The organism is Nocardia sp. NPDC004340, from assembly GCF_053602575.1.
On sequence record NZ_JBSGDW010000004.1, the window covers coordinates 75,131 to 100,111 of the forward strand.

The 24,981-nt window shown below is 66.8% G+C and carries 2 protein-coding genes and 1 pseudogene; all 3 read right to left on the reverse strand.

What is annotated here, in order from left to right:
• Entirely contained in the window at positions 1 to 1,386 is a 1,386-nt protein-coding gene (locus tag ACWEOI_RS16940) for a cytochrome P450 (protein WP_433672906.1), read from the reverse strand.
• Positions 1,383 to 11,813 (reverse strand): annotated as a pseudogene (locus tag ACWEOI_RS16945) (SDR family NAD(P)-dependent oxidoreductase); the annotation flags it as partial. The gene ACWEOI_RS16940 and the pseudogene ACWEOI_RS16945, both read right to left, overlap by 4 nt.
• A 4-nt stretch (positions 11,814 to 11,817) precedes the next feature.
• Positions 11,818 to 24,867, reverse strand: coding sequence for an SDR family NAD(P)-dependent oxidoreductase (locus tag ACWEOI_RS16950; protein WP_452360203.1), 13,050 nt, complete (start codon positions 24,865 to 24,867; stop codon positions 11,818 to 11,820).
• Positions 24,868 to 24,981: the final 114 nt, after the last annotated feature.

Sequence of the window (24,981 nt, forward strand, 5' to 3'; positions counted from 1 at the left end):
TCAACGCTTCCGTGTAGTCGCCGTAATCTTCAACCGATAGGGCGCGGGCCGAAAAGTTCCGTGTTCGTTGATCACCAAAGGTTCACCGTCAGTGGCCAATTCGAAATCCGACAGGATTCGAGCGATCAGCAATGTGGCTTGCTGGAGCGCGAACTGACGACCGATGCAGCTGCGCGGCCCGACGCCCCAGGGCTGGAAGAATCGCTCAGGATTGGCCCGGAGACGGTCGGCTTCGAAGCGATACGGATCGAAGGTGTCGGCGTCCGGACCCCATACGTCCCTGTCACGCTGCGCGGCCAAAGCCAGGACGAAAACCCTTTGTCCGGCAGGAATCAGGTAACCACCGAGATTCTGGTCGCTGCGAGCTTTCCGGAGGTAGCCGGGCACCGGTGGCCACAATCTCAGGCACTCGTTGAGGACATGCCGAACCAGCCGCATCCCGGTCACCGCCTGGTAATCGAACCCCCCTCGCGCAGTAATCTCGGCGCGCAGCTCCTCCTGCAGCTGCCGGTCGGCGGCGATACAGTGCAATACCACCTCCAGCAATGCCGCCGTGGTCTCGGACCCGGCGACCAGGAAGTTCAAGAGTTGCGCGCGCAAATTTTCCGGAGGCAACCGTTGACCGGTCTCGGGGTCGCTCGCTGTGAGCATCAGGTTGAGCAGGTCTTCATCGTCCGTCGGATGATGAAGCCGATCGGCGATGATATCGTCCGCAAATCCGTTCAGCGTTGTGATATGGCGGCGCGCACTGGGCTCACGTTGCCACCTGCGGAGGACGCCGATCCCGGGCAACTGACTGCTGACGTCCGCCGTCATTCGCAGCATGGCCGCCATGGAATCGAAAAACGCACGAGAGGCGGCGCCGCCGGTCGTATCACCGAAAAGCCCCAGATTCCGACCGAATCCGGCACGGCCGATAGCTTCTCCCGCAGCGCGTGTCATGGCCGAATGCGCGTCGACGACACCACCGCTGCCCGACCATTCCGCCACGAGATCATCCGCTATCCATTGCATCGCCTGGTGATAGCGGCGCATCGCCGTTTGCGTGAATGCCGGAGTGAAGATGCGGTGCGCTTGTCCCCATAACGGATCACTGGAATCTGCCGTGAACAGACTACGCGGCATGAATCGCCGAAGTTCGGTCACGGGACCGTACAATTCCCGTTCCCAGTGCTGCTCGTCCGAACATTGCGCGGCGAGCCGACCGCCTGCAACATAGATAAAATGCAACCCGACGACCTTGCGTTCGTAAATAGGACCGAGCGATTCGGCCAATGCCATCTCGTTGTGCAACGGGCGACGGCGGTCGATTTTTCGAATATCACCCAAAAGGGGCACACGGCCGGGCACGTGCGGGATGCCCTGCCGAATCAGCGATGTTGTCATGAGATACCAAATTCACCCGCGAGCATGTCCAACAACGATTCGTCACTCATGGCCATAATGTCCTCCGATCGGCCCCGATCTCCATTCGCCCGAGCGGCGATTCGGGTCACGTTCAATAATTTCGAATAGAATTCATCGCTGAGCGTCTTGCTGTCGACCATCTCCATGACCTCTTTTTCCAGACGCGCCAAAACGTCGGAAATACCGGTGTCGGTGAGCTGGGCAAGGATGTGCGCGGTCACCGCGTCCGGTGTCGGATAGTCGAAGATCAGGGTTGCGGGCAACCGCAACCCGGTCACGGCATTCAACCGGTTGCGAGTCTCGACCGCGGTCAACGAGTCGAATCCCAGGTCCCGGAAGTTGCGGTCCGCATCGATGGCCGCACCACTGTCGTGTCCCAGCACGGCCGCGATCTGACCACGAACCGCGTCCAGGACCACCGCTTGTTGTTCGGCCGGTGCCAGCCCCTCCAGCCGCTGCCGCAAACCCGCCGCGCCCGGCGTGCTGCTGCGGACGGTGGCGAGCAACCCCTCCAGCAACGGAGGCAGCGTGCCCGCGCGAGCACCGGCGGCCAGCGCAGCCGTGTCCACCCTGGCGGCGACCACACCCGCACGGTGTTGGGCCAGCGCGGCGTCGAACATCGCCAATCCCTGCTCGTCCGACATCGCCAGCACCCCAACACGATTCATCCGCGCGTTGTCGGCATCGCCGAGATGTCCGGTCATTCCGGTGCCGGTCGCCCACAATCCCCAAGCGATCGACACCGCGGCCTGTCCACCGAGGCGGCGGTGTTCGGCAAGCCCGTCCAGGAACGCGTTCGCCGCCGCATAGTTGCCCTGCCCGGCGGTGCCCAACACGCCTGCGACCGAGGAGAACAACACGAACAACGCCGGATCCAGCTCGCGGGTCAACTCGTGCAGATGCCAAGCCGCGTCGGCCTTGGCCGCCAGCACCGCATCCACCCGATCCGGGGTCAACGACACCGTCAGACCGTCGTCGAGCACACCCGCGGTCTGCACCACACCGGTCAGCGGCGCGTCCTCGGGAACCGCGGCCAGCAACTCCGCCACGGCCCCCCGATCCGATACATCACACGCCGCGACCCGCACCCGCGCGCCCAACCCGGTCAACTCCGCGACCAACTCCGCCGCCCCCGGCGTCGCCGGGCCACGACGGCTGGCCAGCACCAACGACCGCACCCCGTACGCGGTCACCAGATGCCGCGCCAGCATCGACCCCAACCCGCCGGTCCCACCGGTGATCAACACCGTGCCCGCCGACACCGCCTGCACCACACCCGAATCCATCCCGGCCTCCCCCAACGGGAGCCGGACCAGTCGAGCGGTGTGCAACACCCCGGATCGGATCATGACCTGGGGTTCACCACACGCCAGCACGCCGGCAAGATCGTCGAAGGGGCGGCCCGCGGGAAGGTCGGTGTCGACGAGCACGATCCTGCCCGGATCTTCCGATTGCGCCGAACGCACCAACCCCCACAGCGCCGCACCGGCCAAATCCTCGACCTGCGTACCGTCCGTCGCGATGGCCCCGCCGGTCAGCACCACCAATGTGCTTGTGGCGAACCGTGATTCGCTCAGCCAGCCCTGTACCACGACCAGCGTGTCGGCGACCGCCCGCCGCACTCGCCCCGGCACGTCGAGATCGTCCGCGGTGCGGTCGCGCAGGTCGAACACGACAACCGGTGGTACCGATGCGGTTTCGTCCCTGGTCCAGGACCGGAAGTCCGCGACACCGGTGAACACCCGCGACACCGGCACCGAGGTCGGGGTAGTGGTCCGGGTCGGGGTCCATTGCACTGCGCACAGCCGGTCGCGTGCGGTCGCGGTGCCCAACTGTCCGGTGGACAGCGGCCGTGACGTCAATGATCCGACCGTCAGTACGGGGTGTCCGGCGCTGTCATTGATCTGTATCGCGACCGCCCCCGTACCGGTCGGTGAGATCCGGGCCCGCACCGTGGATGCGCCGACCGCGTGCAAGGTCACCTCCGACCACGCGAACGGCAACATCACCCCGGTATCGGCACCGGAATCGGTGTCCATCGCGGCCAGTACCGCGGCATGCAACACCGCATCCAACAGGGCCGGATGCAACCCGAACTCCGACGCGTCACTCACCGAATCCGGCAACGAGGCCTCGACGAACAACTCCTGACCATCACGCCACAGCGAGCGCAACCCCTGGAAAGTCGGACCGTAGTCGTATCCCAGATCGGCCAGCACCGAATACGTACCGTCCACCGGCACCGGCACGACACCGCGCGGCGGCCACACCGCGGGCATCTCCGGCACCGGACCGGCAATCACCGAGTTCGAGGAGAATTCGCCTCGCCGATCGAGTACCGCCTCGGCATGAGTGACCCACCCCGCCTCCGGGTCCTGCGCAGCACGGGAATACACCATCACTCTGCGCGCACCTTGTCCCTGCCCGTCGGGTCCATCGACCACGACCTGCAATTGCACCGGGGTCGCGGCGGTCAACACCAGCGGAGTCGTCACGGTCAACTCCCGCAGCACCGGACACCCGACCTCGGCACCCGCCCGCATCGCCAACTCCACAAACCCGGTGCCGGGGAACAACACCGTGCCGCCGACCGCGTGATCGGCCAGCCACGGTTGCATTGCCGACGACAACTGCCCGGTCAACACCACCCCGCCCGAATCGGCCGACGCCAGCATCGCCCCCAGCAACGGATGTCCTGCCCCCGACAGGCCCAACGACGCAGCATCGGTGACCCCCGACGGGGTCGACCAGTACCGGCGGCGCGTGAACGCATAACTCGGCAACTCCACCCGCCTGCCACGACGTGGCGCCACCGCATCCCACACCGCATCCGCACCCGCCACCGCTAAGCGGGCCATCGAGCGCGTGAACGCGAGAACACTGTCCTGGTCGCGCTGCAACGAACCGACGATCACCGGGTCATTACCATTGTCGAATGCCGAAGCGGCACAGATCTGTTCGAGGTCGACGCCCAGCAGCGGATGTGAGCTCGCCTCGACGAACGTGCGGTAGCCGTCACGGCGCAATGCCTGCACCGCCTGCTCGAAACGCACGGGTTCCCGCAGATTCCGGTACCAGTAGTCCGCATCCAATCCGGTTGGATCCAGGACCGTGCCGGTGACGGTCGAGTAGAACGCCGCCCGCGACGAGGCCGGTTCGAGCGATGATCCGGTCCGGGTAGGTGAGCCGGTTTCGAGCACCTGCATCAGGTGAGCACGCAACTGGTCGACCTGGGGTGAGTGCGAGGCGTAATCCACTGCCACCCGCCGGGCACGAATATCACGGCGCTCACATTCGCTCAGTAAAGAATCCACCTGCTCGAGCGCACCGGACACCACCGTCGATCCCGGGCCGTTGACCGCGGCCACCGCGAGCCCGTCGAACCCTTCGATCAGCTCCTGCACCCGGTCCGGGGCCGCGAACACCGACACCATCGCGCCCCGGCCTGCCAACGCCGTCAACGCCGATGACCGGCCGATCACGATCCGGGCGGCATCCTCGAGCGACAAACCGCCCGCGACATGGGCTGCGGCGATCTCGCCTTGCGAATGACCCACCACCGCATCGGGTACGAGGCCGACCGAACGCCACAACTCGGCCAGCGACACCATGACCGCGAACAACACCGGCTGCACGATCTCGACCTGCTCGAGCCACCCCGCGTCATCGGTAGCGAGCACATCGAGCAGCGACCAATCCACCAACGGCGCGAACGCCCGATCACACTCGGCCATCTTCTGCGCGAACACGGGGAACCGGGCCGACAGTCCGCGACCCATCCCCAGCCACTGCGCACCCTGGCCTGGAAACACCAACACCGTCTTGCCGGGTCCACGGGCTGTCCCCGACACCACGCGCTCGGCGGGTAGCCCCTGGGCCACCGCGTCCAAGCCCCCCAGCAACGCCGCCCGGTCTCCGCCCACGACCACCGCGCGCTGATCGAACCGCGACCGACCCGCCAAGGTCACCGCTACATCCACCGGATCCACGTCCGGGCGCTCGCACAGATAGTGCGACAACCGGCCCGCCTGCCCCGCCAACGCCTCCGGCGTCCGACCCGAAACCACCCACACCACTGGGCCATCCGCGCCGTCACCGGCCTCGGAGACGGGATCGGTCACCGATTCCGGTGCCTGCTCGAGAATCACGTGCGCATTGGTGCCGCTGATACCGAACGCCGACACCGCGGCACGACGCGGCCGATCGACCACCGGCCAATCACGTTGCGCGGTAAGTAGTTCCACCCGCCCGGTGTTCCAATCCACATGGGTGGACGGCGTATCCACATGCAGCGTCTCGGGCAAGATTCCGTGCCGCAGCGCCTGCACCATCTTGATCACACCGGCCACGCCCGCGGCCGCCTGCGTGTGCCCGATATTGGATTTGATCGAACCCAACCACGCCGGCCGATCCACAGGCCGATCCTGCCCATAGATGGCCAACAATGCCTGCGCCTCGATCGGATCACCCAACGTGGTACCGGTGCCATGCGCCTCGACCACATCAACTTCAGCCGCCGACAACCCGGCATTGGCCAACGCCCGCCGGATCACCCGCTGCTGCGACGGACCATTCGGAGCAGTCAACCCATTCGACGCACCATCCTGATTCACCGCCGAACCACGCACCACCGCCAACACCGCATGCCCATTGCGGCGCGCCTCGGACAACCGTTCCAGCACAAGGACACCCGATCCCTCACCGAAACCCGTCCCGTCGGCTGCTTCGGCGAACGGCTTGCACCGGCCATCCGGCGCCAGCCCCCGCTGCCGGGAAAACTCCACAAACGTTCCCGGGTTCGCCATCACCGTGACACCACCGGCCAAAGCGAGCGAACACTCCCCCGAACGCAATGCCGCCACCGCCTGATGCAACGCCACCAGACCCGACGAACACGCCGTATCCACCGATACCGCAGGCCCTTCCAACCCCAGCACATACGACACCCGGCCCGACACGATCGCGCCGGCGTTTTCGCTCTGCGGGTAGTCGTGGTACATCGCGCCGACGTACACGCCGGTGTCGCTGCCTCGCAGCGTCGCGGGCCGAATCCCGGCGTGTTCGAGTGCCTCCCAGACGGTTTCGAGCAGGATCCGCTGCTGCGGATCCATCGTGATCGCCTCCCGCGGGCTGATCCCGAAGAATTCCGCGTCGAACTCGGCTGCGTCGTAAAGGAATCCGCCCTTGTTCGCGTACGACTTACCCGCCGCACCGGGTACGGGATCGAAGATCTCGCCCCATCCACGGTCGGTCGGGAACGGCGAGATCACGTCACGACCGTCGGCCACCAACCGCCACAACTCCTCCGGAGAGGACACCCCGCCGGGGAACCGGCAACCCATCCCCACGATGGCCACCGGCTCCGACGGCGACACCGGCGACACCGATTCCGAGATCGGCGCATCGGTTGCCGGGCCCGACAACTCCTCATCGAGAAACTGGATGAGGAGCTTCGGCGTCGGATAGTCGAACACCAGGGTGGCGGGCAGTCGCAGCCCGGTCCGAGCCGACAGTTTGTTGCGCAGCTCGAGTGCTGTGAGGGAATCGAATCCCAGGTTTCGGAAGGCCGTGTCCACCTCGATGGCGGCGATCGAATCGTGCTTCAGGACCGCCATGATGTCGCGTCGAACCAGGTCGTCGAGGACCCGGCTCCGCTCGACCGCCGACGCCGCGCGGAGGCTGTCGGCCAGTCCGTGCTGACCTTCGGTAGCGGTGCCCGCCGCCCGGCCCGGCATCGCCACCAAGCGCCGGAACAGCGGTGCCAGCGTCCCCGCGCGGGCTTTGTCCCGGAGCGATGGCAGGTGCCAGCGCACCGGAAGGACATGGGCCCGATCCACGCCGAGCGCCAGGTCGAACAGCGCCAATCCCTCACCGGTGTCGAGCGGCGACACACCGCTGTCCGCCATGCGAGCGACATCCGTGTCGTCGAGCGCACCGGTCAGACCGCTGCGCTCCGCCCAGAATCCCCATCCCAGGGAGGTCGCGGGCAGCCCTTGCGCTCGACGGTGGTGCGCGAGCCCATCGAGGAAGGCATTCGCCGCCGCATAGTTGCCCTGACCGGCTCCACCGAGGACCGCGGAGACGGAGGAGAACAGCACGAAAGCCGACAGACCGCGGTCCATGGTCAACTCGTGCAGGTTCCATGCCGCGTCCACCTTGGCGGCCAGTACGGTGCGGAGCCGCTCCGGAGTGAGGGATTCGATCACTCCGTCGTCCAACACTCCGGCGGCGTGAACGACCGCCGACAGTGGCTTGTCCCGCGGAACCGCAGCCAGCAGATCACTCAATGCCTGCCGGTCGGCGATGTCGCAGGCCGCCACCGTCACCGCGACACCGTGCGCGGACAGCCCCGCCACGAACTCCGCGGCACCGTCGGCGGCCATTCCCCGGCGACTCACCAACAACAGGTTTCGCACACCGTGCGCATCGGCCAGGTGCCGCGCGACCGCGCGGCCCAAGGTTCCGGTAGCGCCGGTGATCAGTACGGTGCCGTCGGCCGGGAACGGCGCGGTCTCGCTGCCGACCGTGCGGGTCAGGCGGAGCGCATGCAAAGCACCATCGCGTACGGCCACGAGCGGCTCACCGGTGGCGAGGATCGCGGGTACGAGGTCGGTCACGGTCCCCGGTTCATCGGAGCTGTCACTGTCGACCAGGACGATCCGGTCCGGGTGCTCGGTTTGCGCGGAGCGGACCAGGCCCCAAACCGCCGCTGCCGCAAGGTCTCCCGTTGCCTCCGAATCCAGGGTTACCGCACCGCGCGTCACGACGACGAGGCGTGATTCGTTCCCTTGCTCGTTGGCCAGCCAATGCTGCAGATCACGCAGCACGCCCGACACGACATCCTGGACACGCTCCGGCATGCCGCCCTCGCCCACCGGGCAGTGCACGACCGTCACACTGTCCGAGGGCTGCGCCGTCCCGGCGGCCTGCACCTGTTCCCAGCAGAGCTCGAACAGGGCATCGGGACGCTGAACGCCGAGGGGCCGCAGCGTGAGGGAACCGACCGACATCACGCCTCGACCGGTTTCGTCGGCGACCTCGAGTGCCACCGACTCGGTCCCCAGCGGAGTGATCCGCACCCGGATAGCGGTGGGAGATGCGGCAGTTGACCGCACGTCGCTCCACGAGAACGGCACCATCCCGCCGTTGCGCTGTCCCAGCGCATGCAGAGCCGCGTCGAGCAAGACAGGATGCAGCCCGAACCATCGGGCTTGATCCACCAATGGCCCGGGTAGGACGACTTCCGCGAACAGTTCCGCACCGCGCTGCCATACCGCCCGCAGACCGCGGAAGGCGGGGCCGTACTCCATACCGTGGGTGGCGAGATCGTCGTACCAGTGCGATAGGTCGAGTTCCTGCGATCCTTGCGGCGGCCACTCGGTCAGGTCGGCAACCACGCCGCCGCCCGCGGCCGGGACGAGTGTCCCGCTGGCATGCAAGAGCCAACCGGAATCTGCGTCCTGGGAGTACAGCTGTAGCGACTGACGCCCGTTCTCGTCCGGCTGCCCCCGATGAACCTGCACCTCGACAGCGCCATCGGCGGGCAGCGTCAACGGAATGTGCAGGGTGAGTTCCTCGAGCAGGCACTCCTCGCCGCAGACCATGTCGAGCAAGGCCGTTCCAGGGACTACATGCTCACCCCGAACCCGGTGATCACCCAGCCAGCCATGCGTTCGTACCGACAGTCGTCCGCGCTGGATGCTGTCGTCGCTCGACGCGAGCGCGACGGGAGCGCTCAAAAGCGGCCGCGGGACATCCAGCCAGTACCGTCGGCGCTGGAAGGGATATGTGGGCAGATCGACGAGGTGTGCGCCGGTGTCCTCGAAGAGCGGCCGCCAGTCGAGGGTGACACCCCCGGTGTACAGCGCCGCCATGGCTTGCAGGAATTGTTCGAAGTCGTTCTCGTCGCGCCGCAGGGTCCCTTGTGCGACAGCATCGTTCACGGTTTCTTGAATCGCGGGGATGAGCACCGGATGCGGGCTCACCTCGAGAAAAGTTCGCCGACCGCCGTCGGCCAGCGTGCGGATCGTCTCGGCCAGCCGGACCGGCTGCCGAAGGTTTCGATACCAGTACTCGGCATCCAATGCGGACCCGTCGAGACGACCGCCGGTGACCGTGGAGAAGAAGTCGATGTCGCCGGTACCCGGCGTGATGTCGCGACCGGCCGCGAGCACCTGCGCACGGATCGCCTCGACATGGGCGGAATGAGAGGCATAGTCCACGGGGATGATTCGAGCCCGTACGCCCAGCCGTTCGCACTCGGCCACGTAGGACTGCACGGCATCCACATCGCCCGAGACCACGACCGAAGTAGGACCGTTGATCGCCGCCACGCCGACCCGATCCCAGGCGATATCCGCGGCAGCCAGTCCGATCGAAGCCATGGCACCGCGGCCGGACAGGCCATCGGCAATAGCCTTGCTACGCAACACAATCAGACGGAGCGAGTCTTCGAGCGACAACAGCCCCGCCACACATGCGGCGGCAATCTCCCCTTGGGAGTGTCCGACAACGGCGGACGGTGTGACACCCATCGACCGCCAGAGTGCCGCCAATGACACCATCACCGCGCACAGCACCGGCTGTACGACGTCGACACGCGCCAGCAGCTGTTCGTCCGCCAAGGCCTCCTCGAGAGACCAATCCACCAGCCCGGCGAATACTTGCTCGCACTCGGCCATTCGAGAGCCGAACACCGGCATGGACTTCCACAGGCCGAGCGCCATGCCCACCCATTGTGAGCCTTGCCCAGGGAAGACCCAGACAACCGAATCCGTTGTGGCAGTGGTCGATACCGGAATGAATCCGTCGGCAAGTGCGCGCAGCCCGGCAATGATCTCGGCACGGCCCGAACCTTGTACTACCGCACGATATTCCAGTGCCGATCGAAGCGCGCACGAGTAGGCGATGTCGAGGGTTGAAACGGTTGAATCCCGCTCGATCCGATCGAGCAGTCGCACGGCCTGCGCGCGCACAGCAGCAGCCGACCGACCGGACACCACGATTGGCACGGGCGTGCGGGCACGACCGTCCGCACCGGCCTCCACTGCTACGGGGGCCTCTTCCAGAACGACATGTGCATTGGTTCCGCTGATGCCGAACGAGGAGATCCCGGCACGGCGAAGCCGGCCCTGCTCCGGCCAGGCGATCATCTCGGTGGCCAACCGCAGGGGACTCGCAGACCAATCGAGATGCGCTGTCGGCCGGTCGATGTGCAGGGTGGGCGGGATCGTGCGATTCCGCATCGCCATGACCATCTTGATCACGCCCGCGACACCGGAGGCCGCCTGAGTATGGCCGATATTGGACTTCACCGATCCCAGCCACAGCGGCTGATCGGCAGCGCGACCCGCACCATAGGCCTCGTCGAGGGCATGCAATTCGATCGGATCACCCAGCGGAGTGCCCGTCCCGTGCGCTTCGACCAGGTCGATATCGGTGGGTCGCAGGCCCGCGGCGGCAAGCGCCGCACGGATGACCTGCACCTGGGACGGCCCATTCGGCGCGGTGAGGCCGCTGCTCGCGCCATCCTGATTGATCGCCGATCCTCGCACCACCGCGAGGACCGGGTGTCCGAGCCGCTGTGCGTCCGAAAGCCGTTCCAGGACAAGCACACCGACGCCTTCGGCCCAACCGGTGCCATCCGCCTCGGTGGAGAACGCCTTGCATCGGCCGTCGGGTGACAGCCCGCCCTGGCGCGAGAACTCCAGGAACACATTGGGTGTCGACATCACGGTGACCCCACCGGCCAGCGCCATGCCGCACTCCCCCGACCGCAGCGCTTGCGCGGCCAGGTGCAGGCCGACCAGCGAGGACGAGCAGGCGGTATCGACCGTGACCGCGGGTCCTTTCAGTCCCAGGCAATAGGAGACTCGCCCGGATGCCACGCTGGGCAGGCTGCCGGTGAGGAGTTGCCCTTCGAAGTCGCCGGAGTCGTCGAGCAGTCGTGAACCGTAATCGTTGTGCATGACGCCGAGATAGACACCCGTGGGGCTGCCCGCGAGCGACAGCGGATCGACACCCGCACGCTCCAGCGCCTCCCAGGACACCTCGAGCAGCAATCGCTGCTGCGGATCCGTCGCCAACGCCTCCCGCGGCGACATGCCGAAAAGGCCGGCATCGAATTCCGCCGCATCGTGGAGGAAACCGCCGCTAGCAGTGGTACTGCGCAGCAGCGCTTCGGGATCCCAGCCACGGTCGAGGGGAAAGTGCCCCACCGCATCTGCTCGGTCGGCCACCAGCTGCCACAGCTCTTCCGGCGTGGACACTCCGCCCGGATAGCGGCAGCCCATTCCGATGATGGCGATGGGCTCGGCGGCCACGGATTCCAGTTCGTCTATCCGTCGCCGCGCGCGGCGCAGCTCGGAGGTGGCGCGCTTGAGGTAGTCGAGGAGCTGTTCGTCACTCATGTCAGGGCTTCTCCAGCTCTTCGTCGATCAGGGCAAAGAGGTCTTCTGCCGTGGCGTCGGCAAGTTCTCGGTCGACGTCCGAACCCAGCGGATCGGACATGGACAAGTCGGCCAGCATTCCGCGCAGCCTGACGGCGATCGCAGTGCGCACCTGATCGTCGTCGACCGATCGCAGTGCGGTCTCCAGGCGGTCCAGCTGCGTGACAATCGGTGGCGGGCTGGGTGTTTCGCGGTCCGCGATCCGTTCCAGAAGATGCGCGACCAGGGCGGACAGCGTCGGGAAGTCGAAGATCACGGTGACGGTCAGCGCGAGACCAGTCGCCGCGTTGATGCGGTTGCGCAGCTCGAGCGCGGTGAGCGAGTCCAGGCCCAACTCCAGGAAGCCTCGGTCCTCGGGGACGGCGTCGGGCTCTCGATGTCCGAGCACCTCCGCGATCTCGGTGCGCACCAGTTGCCGGACGGCCGTCTCGCGTTCGTACGCCGGGAGCGCGCCCAGGCGCTCCCGGAACGTCTGTGAACTGTCGATGGAAAGGTGCTCCGGGCGGCGAACTCGTCTGGGAAGCAGGCTGTGCAGCAGGGCTGGCGCTTCTCCGGTTCCCAGGCCGGCCGGGTCGAGACGCATCGGCAGCACGTGGGGCGATTCGGCGACGATTCCGGCGTCGAACAGGGCCAAACCGTCCTCGGTCCGCAGTGCTCGCAGTCCCCACCGGGAAATCCGTCGCAGCTCGGTGTCGCCCAGCCGCCCGGTTATTCCACTCTGCTGCTCCCACAGACCCCAACCCAGTGAGACCGCGGGCAGGCCGAGGTATCGGCGGTGGTGAGCCAACGCATCCAAGAAGGCGTTCGCCGCGGCGTATGCGGCCTGTCCGGCAGTGCCCATCGTTGCCGCAACCGACGAAAACAGCACGAATGCCGAAAGATTCGCGTCACGGGTCAGCTCGTGCAGGGTCCACGCGGCGGCCATCTTGGTAGCCAGCACTGCCCGCAATCGTGCCGGTGTCAGTGCAGAGAACACCATGTCGTCGACCACGCCGGCAGCATGGATCACCGCACCCAGCGGGTGGTCGGCCGGAAGGTTCGACACCACCTTTTCCAGTGCGGAGCGGTCGGTGACGTCGCAGGCGACGACATCGACGGTGGCACCGGCTGCGGTGAGTTCCGCGGTCAGGGCAGCCACACCGGCAGCGTCCGGGCCTCGCCTGCTGAGCAGCAGGAGATGGCGTGCCCGGTGGCGGTTCACCAGGTGCCGGGCGATTTCGGCACCGAGGCCGCCGGTTCCCCCGGTGATCATCACGGTGCCGTCGCGATCGAACACGTCCGCCTCGGGTGCGACAGCAGGTGTTCGGGACAGACCAGGAGTGAACAGCTTCCCATCACGAACTGCGATCTGGTCTCGGCCGGTCGCGAGCACGGCAGCCAGGAGTGCGTTCGTGTCCGCCGTTTCGTCTATGTCCACCAACATGATTCGTCCGGGATTCTCGGTCTGCGCCGAGCGAACCAGCCCCCAGACCGTCGCACCCGCGAGGTCTATGTCGTGATCCTGCGCTACCGCGACCGCGTGCCGGGTAAGCACAACCACGCGGTCGTCGCCTGCTGTCGCCAGCAACTCCTGGACCTGTCCCAGCACGGACTCGGCTACCTCGTGCACCACCTCGACGCCTGCCGGACGAGCCGACTCCGCCACGGAAACGAGCACCGCAGGACTCGCTTCGGCTGGTATCGCCGGGTCTATCTCCGACCAGTCGACATGAAACATCATCGATTCGAGCGGGGCCGCCGCCAGCGGTCGAAGAGTCAACGAATCGACGGACATCCACTCAACGCCGTGGTCATCGGCAAGATTCAATGCCACGGTGTCATCGCCGAGGGCGGTGATTCGGACTCGCAATCGACGGACGGTCGTAGTCGCAGCGTGCACGCCGCTGAAGGAGAACGGCAGGACGGGACCTCTCGCTACGGCCAACGCGTGAAGTGCCGCATCCACCAAGGCCGAGCGTGCTCCCGAGCTGCCGGTCCATTCGCGCAGCTCTACCTCAACGAACAGCTCTGCTCCGCGACGCCAAGCGGCACGCACATTGCGGAATCCGGGCCCGTACTCCAATCCGACCGCGGCAAGTTCGTCGTACCACGTTGCGACATCAAGGGTTTCGGCCTCGGCCGGCGGCCACTGCGCGAGATCGGTGACGGCGACCTGCGGCTGCGCTGCGGTCAAGAGCCCGGTGGCATGCAATTGCCACTCGCCGTCGGTGCGGGCATGCAGCCGCAGCGGGCGCCGCCCGAACTCGTCGGGATCTCCTACCGCAACCTGGATTTCGGTTTCGTGGCCGTTCGGTACGACGACGGGGCTCAGCACGGTCAGCTCATCCACGACCTCGGCTCCGACCGCAACGCCCGCCTGGAGCGCCATCTCCAGCAACGCGGTTCCGGGCACGATCACCCGGTGCTGCACTCGATGGTCGGACAGCCACGGATGTGTCCGTATCGACAATCGCCCCGTGAGAATGACACCCAGCCCCTCGGCCGGTTCCACCACAGTGGTCAACAGTGGGTGCTCGGCACTGGCATCGAGCCAGTACCGCTCACGCTCGAACGGATAGGTCGGCAGGTCCACTCGGCGAGCACCGGTGCCGGCGAATACCGTGGACCAATCCACCTCCACACCGCTGACGTGCATTCGACCCAACGCGGAAACCAGCGCTTCGATCTCAGACTGCCCGCGCCGCATGGTCGGTACGAGCAGAGCATCGGCGGATTCAGCGAGACATTCCTCGATCATCGGAGTGAGCACCGAATCGGGACCGACCTCGACGAACCGCGTGACGCCCGCACCGGCCAGAGAGGCGGCTGTGTCGGCCCAGCGCACGGTGTCACGCACATGGCGCACCCAGTACTCGGGCTGCTGCGGCGCTGCGGCCACCAGCGCGATCACGGGCTCAGCGAACTCGAGGTTCGCCACGATCGAACGGAACTGCGGCAGCATCGGCTCTATCAACGGAGAGTGAAAAGCATGCGAGACGCGTAGCTGCCGAGTTCGGTTTCCCCGAGCCGCGACTTGGGCGGCCACCGCATGCACATGCTCCGCGGCGCCCGCGACGACCACCGATGATGGGCTGTTGACGGCAGCGAGCGATATCAGGTCCTGATATCCGGCCAGGAGCGGCACTACCTCTTCTTCCGTGCCATGGATGGCAACCATGGCACCACCGGCAGGCAACGCCTGCATCAGCCGACCGCGCGCTGCCACCAGAGTGCAGGCGTCCGGCAGCGACAGCACACCTGCCACGTGGGCCGCGGCAATCTCACCGATCGAGTGTCCGGCCACGAAGTCCGGCCGCACACCCATGGACTCGAGCAGCCGGAACATGGCCACCTCGAACGCGAACAGGGCCGGTTGCGTCCACTCGGTCTCATCGAGCAGGCCGGCCTCCGTGGCCATGACCTCGCGAAGCGACCGGTCGAGATGCTGATCGAACTCCGCGCACACCTGATTCAGCACGCTGTCGAACACCGGGAACCGTGCCGCCAGGTCCTCGCCCATGCCCACCCGCTGCGAGCCCTGACCGGTGAAGACGAACGCAGTCTTACCCCGATCCCGCACACCTTGCACGACAGTCGTCGTGGCCGCGCCCGCGACGACCGAAATCAGTCCTTGACGTAGTTCGTCGGTATTCGCCGCGATGACGGCCGCACGATGCTCGAGATGTGACCGGGTGGTCGCAGCGGAGAACGCGACATTCACCAGCGCCGACCGGTCGTCGAGAGTCGACAGTATCCGCTCCGCCTGCCTGCGCAATGCCTTCGGAGTCCGGCCGGAGAGCAGCAGGGGAACCGGGATCGATTCTCGTGGCGCCTCTTCCGGCTGCGGGGCAGTGGTTGGTTCTTCGAGGATCACGTGCGCATTGGTGCCGCTGATACCGAATGACGAAACTCCCGCCCGCCGGGGCCGGTCGGCGAAAGGCCAGTCGCGTTCCGCGGTGAGCAGCCGGACCGCACCGGAGGACCAATCCACGTGGGGTGACGGCTCGGTCACGTGCAATGTCTTCGGTAGCCGACCGTGCGACATCGCCATGATCATTTTGATCACGCCACCGACACCCGCAGCGGCCTGGGCGTGCCCGATGTTGGATTTGAGCGAGCCCAGCCACAGCGGTTCGCCGGCCGGGCGATCCTGTCCGTAGGTCGCCAAAATCGCCTGCGCTTCAACGGGATCGCCCAACGGCGTCCCGGTCCCGTGGGCTTCGACAGCGTCGACATCGGAGGGGGACAGTCCCGCACTGTTGAGGGCCTGCCGGATCACCTGTTCCTGGGAGGGGCCGTGTGGTGCGGTGAGTCCGTTGCTGGATCCGTCTTGATTGACCGCGCTTCCACGCAGGACCGCGAGTACGCGGTGACCGTTGCGTCGCGCATCGGACATCCGCTCCAACACAAGCAGACCCACGCCCTCCGCCCAGCCGGTACCGTCGGCAGCCGCCGAGAACGCCTTGCACCGCCCATCAACGGAAAGCGCCCGCTGCCGGGAGAACTCCACGAAGGTGGTGGGCGCGGCCATCACGGTCGCCCCACCCGCCAGGGCGAGGGTGCATTCACCGGCCCGCAGCGCCTGTGCGGCCAAATGCAGTGCCACCAGCGACGACGAGCACGCGGTGTCCACCGATACGGCCGGCCCTTTCAGACCCAGGCAATAGGCCACCCGTCCGGACGCGACGCTCGGAGCGCTGCCGATGAACAGGTATCCCTCCAGGGCACCAGGATGCTCGAGCGCTCGCGTCGCGTAATCGCTGTACATGACGCCGGTGAACACACCGGTGTCGCTACCGCGTATCGAGGTCGGCGGAATTCCCGCGTATTCCAGTGCCTCCCAGGCCACTTCGAGTAGCAGGCGCTGCTGGGGGTCGGTCGCCAGGGCTTCCCTCGGCGACATCCCGAAGAAGTCGGCGTCGAAGTCCGCGGCGTTGTCGAGGAATCCTCCAGATCGCGTGGAGCTGCGCTCCGACGCGTCGGGATCGGGGTCGTACAGACCATCGACATCCCAGCCACGGTCACGGGGGAATTCCGTCACCGCGTCGACACCCTCGGCGACGAGCCGCCACAAATCCTCCGGCGACGCGACGCCTCCCGGATAACGGCAGCTCATGCCGACAATCACAATCGGATCTTCGTCGTGGCGGGTCACTGTCGCGTCCGCCGTCGGAGCCGGTGCGGCACCGAATAGTTGGCCGGTCAGGAAGGTGGCGAGTTCCTCGGGTGTCGGATGGTCGAACACGAGGGTGGGCGGCAGCCGCAGCCCGGTGGCCACGGCGAACGCATTGCGGAGTTCCACTGCTGTCAACGAGTCGAATCCCAGGTCGCGGAACGCGCGATCCGGATCGATCCCGATCTCGTCGTCATAACCCAGCACCGTGGCGACTTGGGCCTGAACGAGACGCCGCATCTCAGCGGTCCGGTCCCGTTCGGCCACACCGTGCCACCGATCTCGAACCGTGCCCGTCGCCGGAGTCGGTGCGGACGAATGACGTTGGCGCACGGAATAATTGAGTCGCGCGGCCGAGATACGTGCCGGCAGAACGTGTGCGCGCCCGAGCCCCAAGGCCATGTCGAACAGTCGCACGCCTGCTTCCGCCGAGATCGGCCGCAGACCGCGCGCCGCCAGCCTGCGGTGGTCGGTCTCCGTCAGCGCGGCCGTCATGCCCGCGACGTCCTCCCACGGACCCCACCCCAGCGAGACCGCCGCCAGCCCCTGCCCGCGCCGATGCCGAGCAAGCCCGTCGAGTACCGCGTTCGCGGCGGCATAACCGGCCTGACCGGCGGTACCCAAGCTGGCCGCCACCGAGGAGAACAGCACGAAGGCTGACAGGTCCAGGTCTTTGGTCAGTTCATGGAGGTGCCAGGCGGAATCCACCTTCGCTGCCAGTACCGGCTCCGCGGAGTCCATGGTCAGCGCGGTGAACACGGCGTCGTCGAGCACACCCGCGGCATGCACGACAGCCCGCAACGGTGCCTGCGGCGGGACTTCTGCCAGTACCGACGCCACCGCATCTCGGTCGGCCAGGTCCGCTGCCAACACGCTGACCGATGCGCCCGAGCCGCGAAGCTCCGTGACCAGTTCGCTCGTACCGGGGGCATGACCACCACGTCGGCTCACCAGCAACACACTGCGTACACCGTGCACGGTCACCAGATGCCGGGCGAGCACTGCGCCCAGCGCACCGGTGCCTCCGGTGATCAGTACCGTCCCTTCCGGACCGAACACCTCGGCATCCGAATGCGATTCCGGGGCGGGGGCGAGTCGCAGCGCGGATATGCGGCTCGCCCGGATCACGACCTCGGACTCACCGGTGGCAAGCACAGTGGACAGCAGGTCTTCGACCCCGTCCGGATCATCGGTGTCCACGAGGACGATCCGGCCCGGATTCTCGGTCTGGGCGGAGCGCAGCATTCCTAATACCGCCGCGCCTGCCAGGTCATGGCCGTCGAGGGCCTGGTTGGTGACCACCACGATCGGTGCGTCCCCCGGTGCGGCCAGATGGGATTGCACCGTGTCCAGCACCGAGCGGACGAGTCGTCGAACCGTCGCGGGGGCGTCACCCGCAGTACCGCCGAAGGCGTTGAGTACCACCGCGTTTCCGGCACTGTCCATCGATCGGACGGCGGGCAACTGCACCCGGTCGAGGACGAACAGCGAGTCCCCAGCGAGTCCTGAGGCAGGCTGCGCTCGCAAGGTGACATGGGCCGAGAACACCCGTCGGCCACCCTCGGCTTCGCTGACCGTCACCGCGAAGCGGTCCGGGGCGATCGCGACGATGCGCGCTTGCAGGTGCCTACTCGTCGTCGGATAGATCTGCACCTGCGTCCAGGCAAACGGGATTTTCGGCTGTCCCTGACCGTCCCCCAACGCCTCCGGTCCCACTGCATGGAGCACGGCATCAAGAATCGCGGGATGTACCAGGAAACCGGACCGAGTGGATAAGCCCTCCGGCAGCGCTACCGCGGCAACAACTTCCGCACCGTGCTGCCACGCCGCACGCAGCCCTTGGAAGGTCGGCCCGTACTCCAGGCCGACCTGCGCGAGTTCGTCATACCGATGGGTGAGATCCACCGGCACGGCGTCGACGGACGGCAGCACCGCCGGGTGGGTGACCTCCTCGGTGGCCGAGCCGAGCAGACCGGTGACATGCAGTTGCCACGGTTCATCCGCTACCCGCGCGTGCAGGGCGAATGATCGTTCTCCCACCTCGGTGGGGGCACCCACCAACGCCTGCAGTTCCACCACGGTCGTTTCGGGAACTGCCAGCGGTTGCCGCAGCGTCAGCTCGGCCACCACCGGACAGCCGACGCGATCGGCGACCCACGCGGCCATCTCTGCCAGTGCCGTGCCGGGCAGCACCGGCCGGTCCCACACCCGGTGGTCGAGCATCCAGGAATCGCGCCGCGCCGACAGTCTCCCGCGGAAAAGGACGCCCCCACTGTCAGCTACCGCGATGACGTCTTCGAGGAACGGGTGCTCGAGCCGGTCCGAGCCCGTACGGCCGGAGGCGACCAGCCAGTGGCGGCGGTGCTGGAACGGATACGTCGGCAGCTCGATGGGGCCGGCGTCGGTGCCTGCGAAGACTTTTCCCCAGTCCGGACCGCTACCGGTCAGGTGGAGGCGGCCCATGGCGGTGAGCAGGGCAGCGTCCTCGGGGCGGTCCTGCCGCATTGTCGCCGTGACGAGCCATTCTTCGTCCGGCAACCGGCTGCTCTCGATCATTTTGGTGAGCGTCGCATCCGGTCCCAGCTCCACGAAGCCGGTGACGCCGCGCTCGGCCAGGGTCCGAATCGCGTCGTGGAACCGCACCGACTCGCAAGCGTTCCGAACCCAGTATTCCGGCGTGCCGAGCCGATCATCATCGAGAGCACGGCCGGTGAGGGTGGAGATGACCGGGATTCGCCCCGCGCTCGACCGAAGGCCGTGCAGCGCGGTAGCCAGCTCGTGGGCGATCGGCTCCATCAACGTGGAATGCGAGGCATAGTTCACGCGCAACCACGCCGTGTTGCGACCTTGCGCAGCGAAGTGATCGACGATCTGGGCCACCGCGGGCTCGGATCCCGAAATCACCACGGAGCGTGGACCATTGACTGCCGCGAGCGAAGCTCCGGCGGTCAGCAGCGGCAGCACCTCGTGCTCGGCGGCCGCTACGGCCGCCATCCGTCCGCCCGGGGGCAGCCCCTGCATCACTCGGCCGCGAGCCGCGACCAGTGCGCACGCATCGGGCAGGGACAGTACATCGGCCACGTGGGCGGCGGCGATTTCACCGCTCGAATGGCCTACCACGAAATCCGGTCGCAATCCCCACGACTCCACGAGCCGAAACAGGGCGACTTGGAGGGCGAACACCGCAGGTTGGGTCCACTGGGTGTCGTCGAGCAGCTCGGCCTCGGGCGACCCTGGCGCGGCGAACATGATCTCGCGCAGCGGACGACCCAGGTGGTGCCGAAGTTCGTCGCATACCTCGTTCAAGGCCGTGCCGAACACCGAAAACCGTTCGCACAATTCCCGTCCCATGCCGGGGCGCTGGCCACCCTGTCCGGTGAACACGAACGCCGTCCGGCCCTTGGACCGCTGCCCGCGGACCACATCGCGCGCCCACGTGTCGCCTGCCACCGCGTCCAGGCTGTGCAGCAGGCCTTCGCGATTCGACACTGTCACCAGTGCCCCGTGCTGGAACACCGAGCGCCCGGTGAGCGAGGTATAGGACACGTCGGCCGGTCGCAGTTCGGGATGAGACTCCAGGTGTTTCCGGAGTCGGGAAGCCTGATCACGCAGGGCCTGCGGGGTTCGGCCGGAGATCGCGACAGGGACGACGGGCAATGCCTCCGCGGTATCGCGCTCGTCGAGGGCGGGTGCTTCTTCCACGATGACGTGTGCGTTGGTACCGCTGATGCCGAATGCGGAGATGCCCGCGCGACGCGGCACGTCATTCGACGGCCACTCCTGTGCTGTGGCGAGAAGTCTTACGCCGCCGGAAGACCAATCCACGTGTGGTGAGGGCGCGTTCGCATGCAGGGTCCGGGGCAGGATGCCGTGCCTCAGTGCCATCACCATCTTGATGACACCGGCGACGCCCGCGGCCGCCTGCGTGTGTCCGATATTGGACTTCAGCGAACCCAGCCACAGTGGGTTCGTCGCGTGACGGTCCTGGCCGTATGTCGCGAGGACGGCATCGGCCTCGATCGGGTCACCGAGCCGGGTGCCGGTGCCGTGTGCCTCCACCACATCCACATCGCCGGCCGTCAGGTCGGCATTCGCCAAGGCATCACGAATTACTCGCTGCTGGGACAATCCGTTCGGTGCAGTCAGGCCGTTGCTTGCCCCGTCCTGGTTTGTTGCGGTACCCCGCACTACCGCCAGCACCGGGTGGCCGTGTTGTCGTGCCGCGGACAACCGCTCCAGCACCAGGACGCCGACGCCCTCGGCCCATCCGGTGCCGTCCGCCGCGGCGGAGAATGCTTTGCACCTGCCGTCGGCCGAAAGCCCGCCCGCCCTGGCGAACTCGACGAACATGCCCGGCGTGGCCATGAGGGAAACTCCGCCGGCCAGGGCCAGCGAAGACTCCCCCGATCGCAGGGCCTGCACGGCGAGATGCAGTGCGACCAACGACGACGAGCATGCGGTATCCACGGTTACCGCAGGGCCTTCGAGGCCGAGCGCGTAGGCCAGGCGTCCGGATATGACGCTGGACGCGCTCCCGGTAAGCGCGTGTCCCCCAAGGCTTTCCGGCACGTCCGCAAGGCGCGGGAGATAGTCCTGTGCCATCGCGCCGACGAACACCGCGGTGCGAGTTCCACGCAGTGCAACCGGATCGATGCCTGCCCGTTCCACTGCCTCCCACGCTGTTTCCAGCACCAGTCGCTGCTGGGGATCCGTGGCCAGCGCTTCTCGAGCGCTCATGCCGAAGAACTCGGCGTCGAAATCGCCTTGGCCGGTGAGGAAGCCGCCGAACTGTGGTACCGAGTCGGCTACCTCCCAGCCCCGATCCTCCGGAAACCCGGTGATCGCATCGGTACCGTCGACCACCAACCGCCACAGCTCATCCGGTTCGGACACTCCGCCCGGTAGTCGGCACGCCATGCCCACGATGACGATGGGATCGGAATCGGAGACCCGTACGGCGGTGCGCCGGCCTCCGACGGACCCATCGCGCAAGTGCTGCGCCACAGCGGTGATGGTGGGATAGCTGAACGGCAGACTTGTCGGCAAGGGCAGGCCGGTCGAGCGTTTGAGCCGTCTCACCAATTCGACAGCACGTGCCGAGTCGAATCCGAGGTCGCGGAAGGTCCGGTCGGGATCCACCAGTGTGGCATCGCCGTGCCCGAGCACGACCGCCGCCTGTGCGCGCACCAACTCCAGCAGCGCACTGCCCGCATCCCCGCGCTGCACGTCGCCCAGCTCGAGCAGATCGACTGGCGCATCAAAGTTTTGGTCAACCTGGTCCTCATCGAACCAGTACCGCTGTCGTTGGAACGGGTAGGTAGGCAAGTCGAGCACACGGGCGCCGGCACCATCGAAGACAGCCCGCCAGTCCACGGTTACCCCGTGGGCGAAGAGCTCGCCCAGCGCCAGCAGGAACCGCCGGAACTCGTCCTCCTCCCGACGCAACGTCCCCTGTACGACCGCCTCGGGCACCGTCTCCTGCACCGGCATCGTCAATACCGGATGCGGACTGACCTCCACGAAAACCCGATGGCCTGCAGCAGCCAATTCCCGGACCGCATCCTCGAGACGGACCGGCTCCCGCAGATTCCGATACCAATACTCGGCATCCATCGAAGACGGGTCCAGCCGACCGCCGGTCACCGCAGAGTAGAAGGCGATGTCACTCGGATGCGTCACGACCTCGCGCCCCGCCGCCAGCACAGCCTCTCGAATCATCTCCACCTGAGGCGAATGAGATGCGTAGTCGACCGGGATCACCCGCGCGCGAATCCCGCGGGCCGCACACTCTGCGACATAGCCGTGCACATCGGCAACCGCACCCGACACCACGACACTGTCGGGACCGTTGAGTGCCGCGACGGTGACACCCGCATAGCCGACCTCACCGGCGGCCACGGCGATCGATGCCATCGCGCCATGACCCGACAGTCGATCGGCAATCGCGCGACTGCGAAATACGCTCAGCCGCAACGCATCCGGAAGCTCCAGCAGGCCCGCTGCGCATGCCGCCGCGATCTCACCTTGCGAATGACCAACCACCGCAGCCGGAACCACACCCACCGAGCGCCACAACTGCGCCAACGACACCATCACCGCGCACAACGCCGGCTGCAGGACATCCACACGCTGCAATGCCTGCTCATCGCCGAGCACCTCACGCAACGACCAATCGACCAAACCCCCCAGCAGACGCGCACACTCGTCCATCCGCGCCCCGAAAACGGGCGACGACTCCCACAACCCCCGAGCCATCCCCACCCATTGCGAACCCTGCCCAGGGAACACCCACACCACACCAGAACCGGAAACAAGCTCGCCCTCGACCACATTGGCCGCGCCACCGCCGGCAGCCAACGCACGCAGACCGGCACGCAACTCACCACGATCCGACGCCACCACCACCGCACGGTGCGCGAAGTGCGTGCGCCGCAGGGCGGTCGAAGCGCCGATGTCCACCGGCGCAGCAGCGGGCTCGGCGGTGACGAAGTCCAGCAGTCGTGCGGCCTGCGCACGCAATGCCTCGGCAGTTCGCCCCGACACCGGCACCGCCACCGCGGTAGTAGGTTCTTCTCTTTCGGCGGAGCGGCCCGGATCGGGCGGAGCGCCCAGCACGAGGTGACAGTTCGTGCCGCCGATGCCGAAGGACGAGACACCCGCCAGCGCCCGGCCCGCAGCAGGCCACGCCCGCAGATTGTCGTTGAGGCGCAGCCGCCCGGCCGCAAAGGGAATGTTCGGGTTGGGCTCGCGGTAGTGCAGGCTCGGCGGAAGCGATCCGTGCCGGATCGCGAGCGCGGCCTTGACCAGCCCGGCGATACCGGCCGCGCTTTCGAGATGACCGATATTCGTCTTGACGGATCCGACCATCAGCGGGTTCGCGTCGTCACGACCGGGCGCGAACACCGAAGCCAGTGCCCCCGCCTCGATCGGATCCCCCACAACCGTCCCGGTCCCGTGCAATTCGACATAGTGCACGTCCGCCGGATCGACACCAGCGTCGGCGTACGCACGACGGAGCAATTCCGTCTGCGCCTCGATAGTCGGTGTGGTCAGGCTGTCGCCGCCGCCCTCGTGATTCACGGCCCCACCGAGAATCACGCAGTAGACGGGGTCGCCGTCGGCAATGGCGTCGGCGAGCCGCTTGAGCACGACCATGGCACCGCCCTCGCCTCGGACGAAACCATTGGCGCGCGAGTCGAAGACATGGCACCGGCCATCCGGCGAAAGCACCCCGGCACGAGCCAGCGCAAGGCCACCGTCGACCGCGAGATTCAGGTGCACACCGCCCGCCAGCGCCAGATCGGACCGACCAGAGCACAAGCTCTCGACAGCCGACCGCACCGCGACCAGCGACGACGATTGTGCTGTATCCACCGTGACACTGGGACCGCGTAGACCCAACGCATGTGACACCCGATTGGCGATCAAGCTGCGGCTCAAACCGGCCAGCGTGTGCTCGGAAACCGCCTCGGGACCGCCGTCGTGCACAAGTGCCGCATAGTCATCGCCGGCAGCGCCGATGTAGACGGCGACCCCTTCAGCACTCAGTCGGTCCTCGACTATGCCGGCGTCTTCAATTGCCTCCCAACTCAATTCGAGGGCCAGACGCTGACGGGGATCAGCCGCTGCGGCCTCCGGACGCGACATCGCGAAGAACTCAGCGTCGAAACGGTCCACGTCGGGAAGGAAGCCTCCGCGGCGCAGCACAGCCGCCTCGGGAATCTCGTCGAGGCGCCACCGCCCGGCGGGCACCTCGGAGGTCGCATCCACTCCGTCCCGCAGCACCTGCCAAAAGCTACGGGGGTCAGCAGCACCGGGGAACCGGCAGGAAAGACCCACGATCGCGATCGGCTGGTGCATAAATGTGTCCCCTATCCAAGTCGAGCGAAGCTGGGCTGCGATAACCCACAAACGGTCATGACGGCGTCGGTCGCCGCTACGATCCGGCACCTTGCTTGTTAACCCAAAATTTGC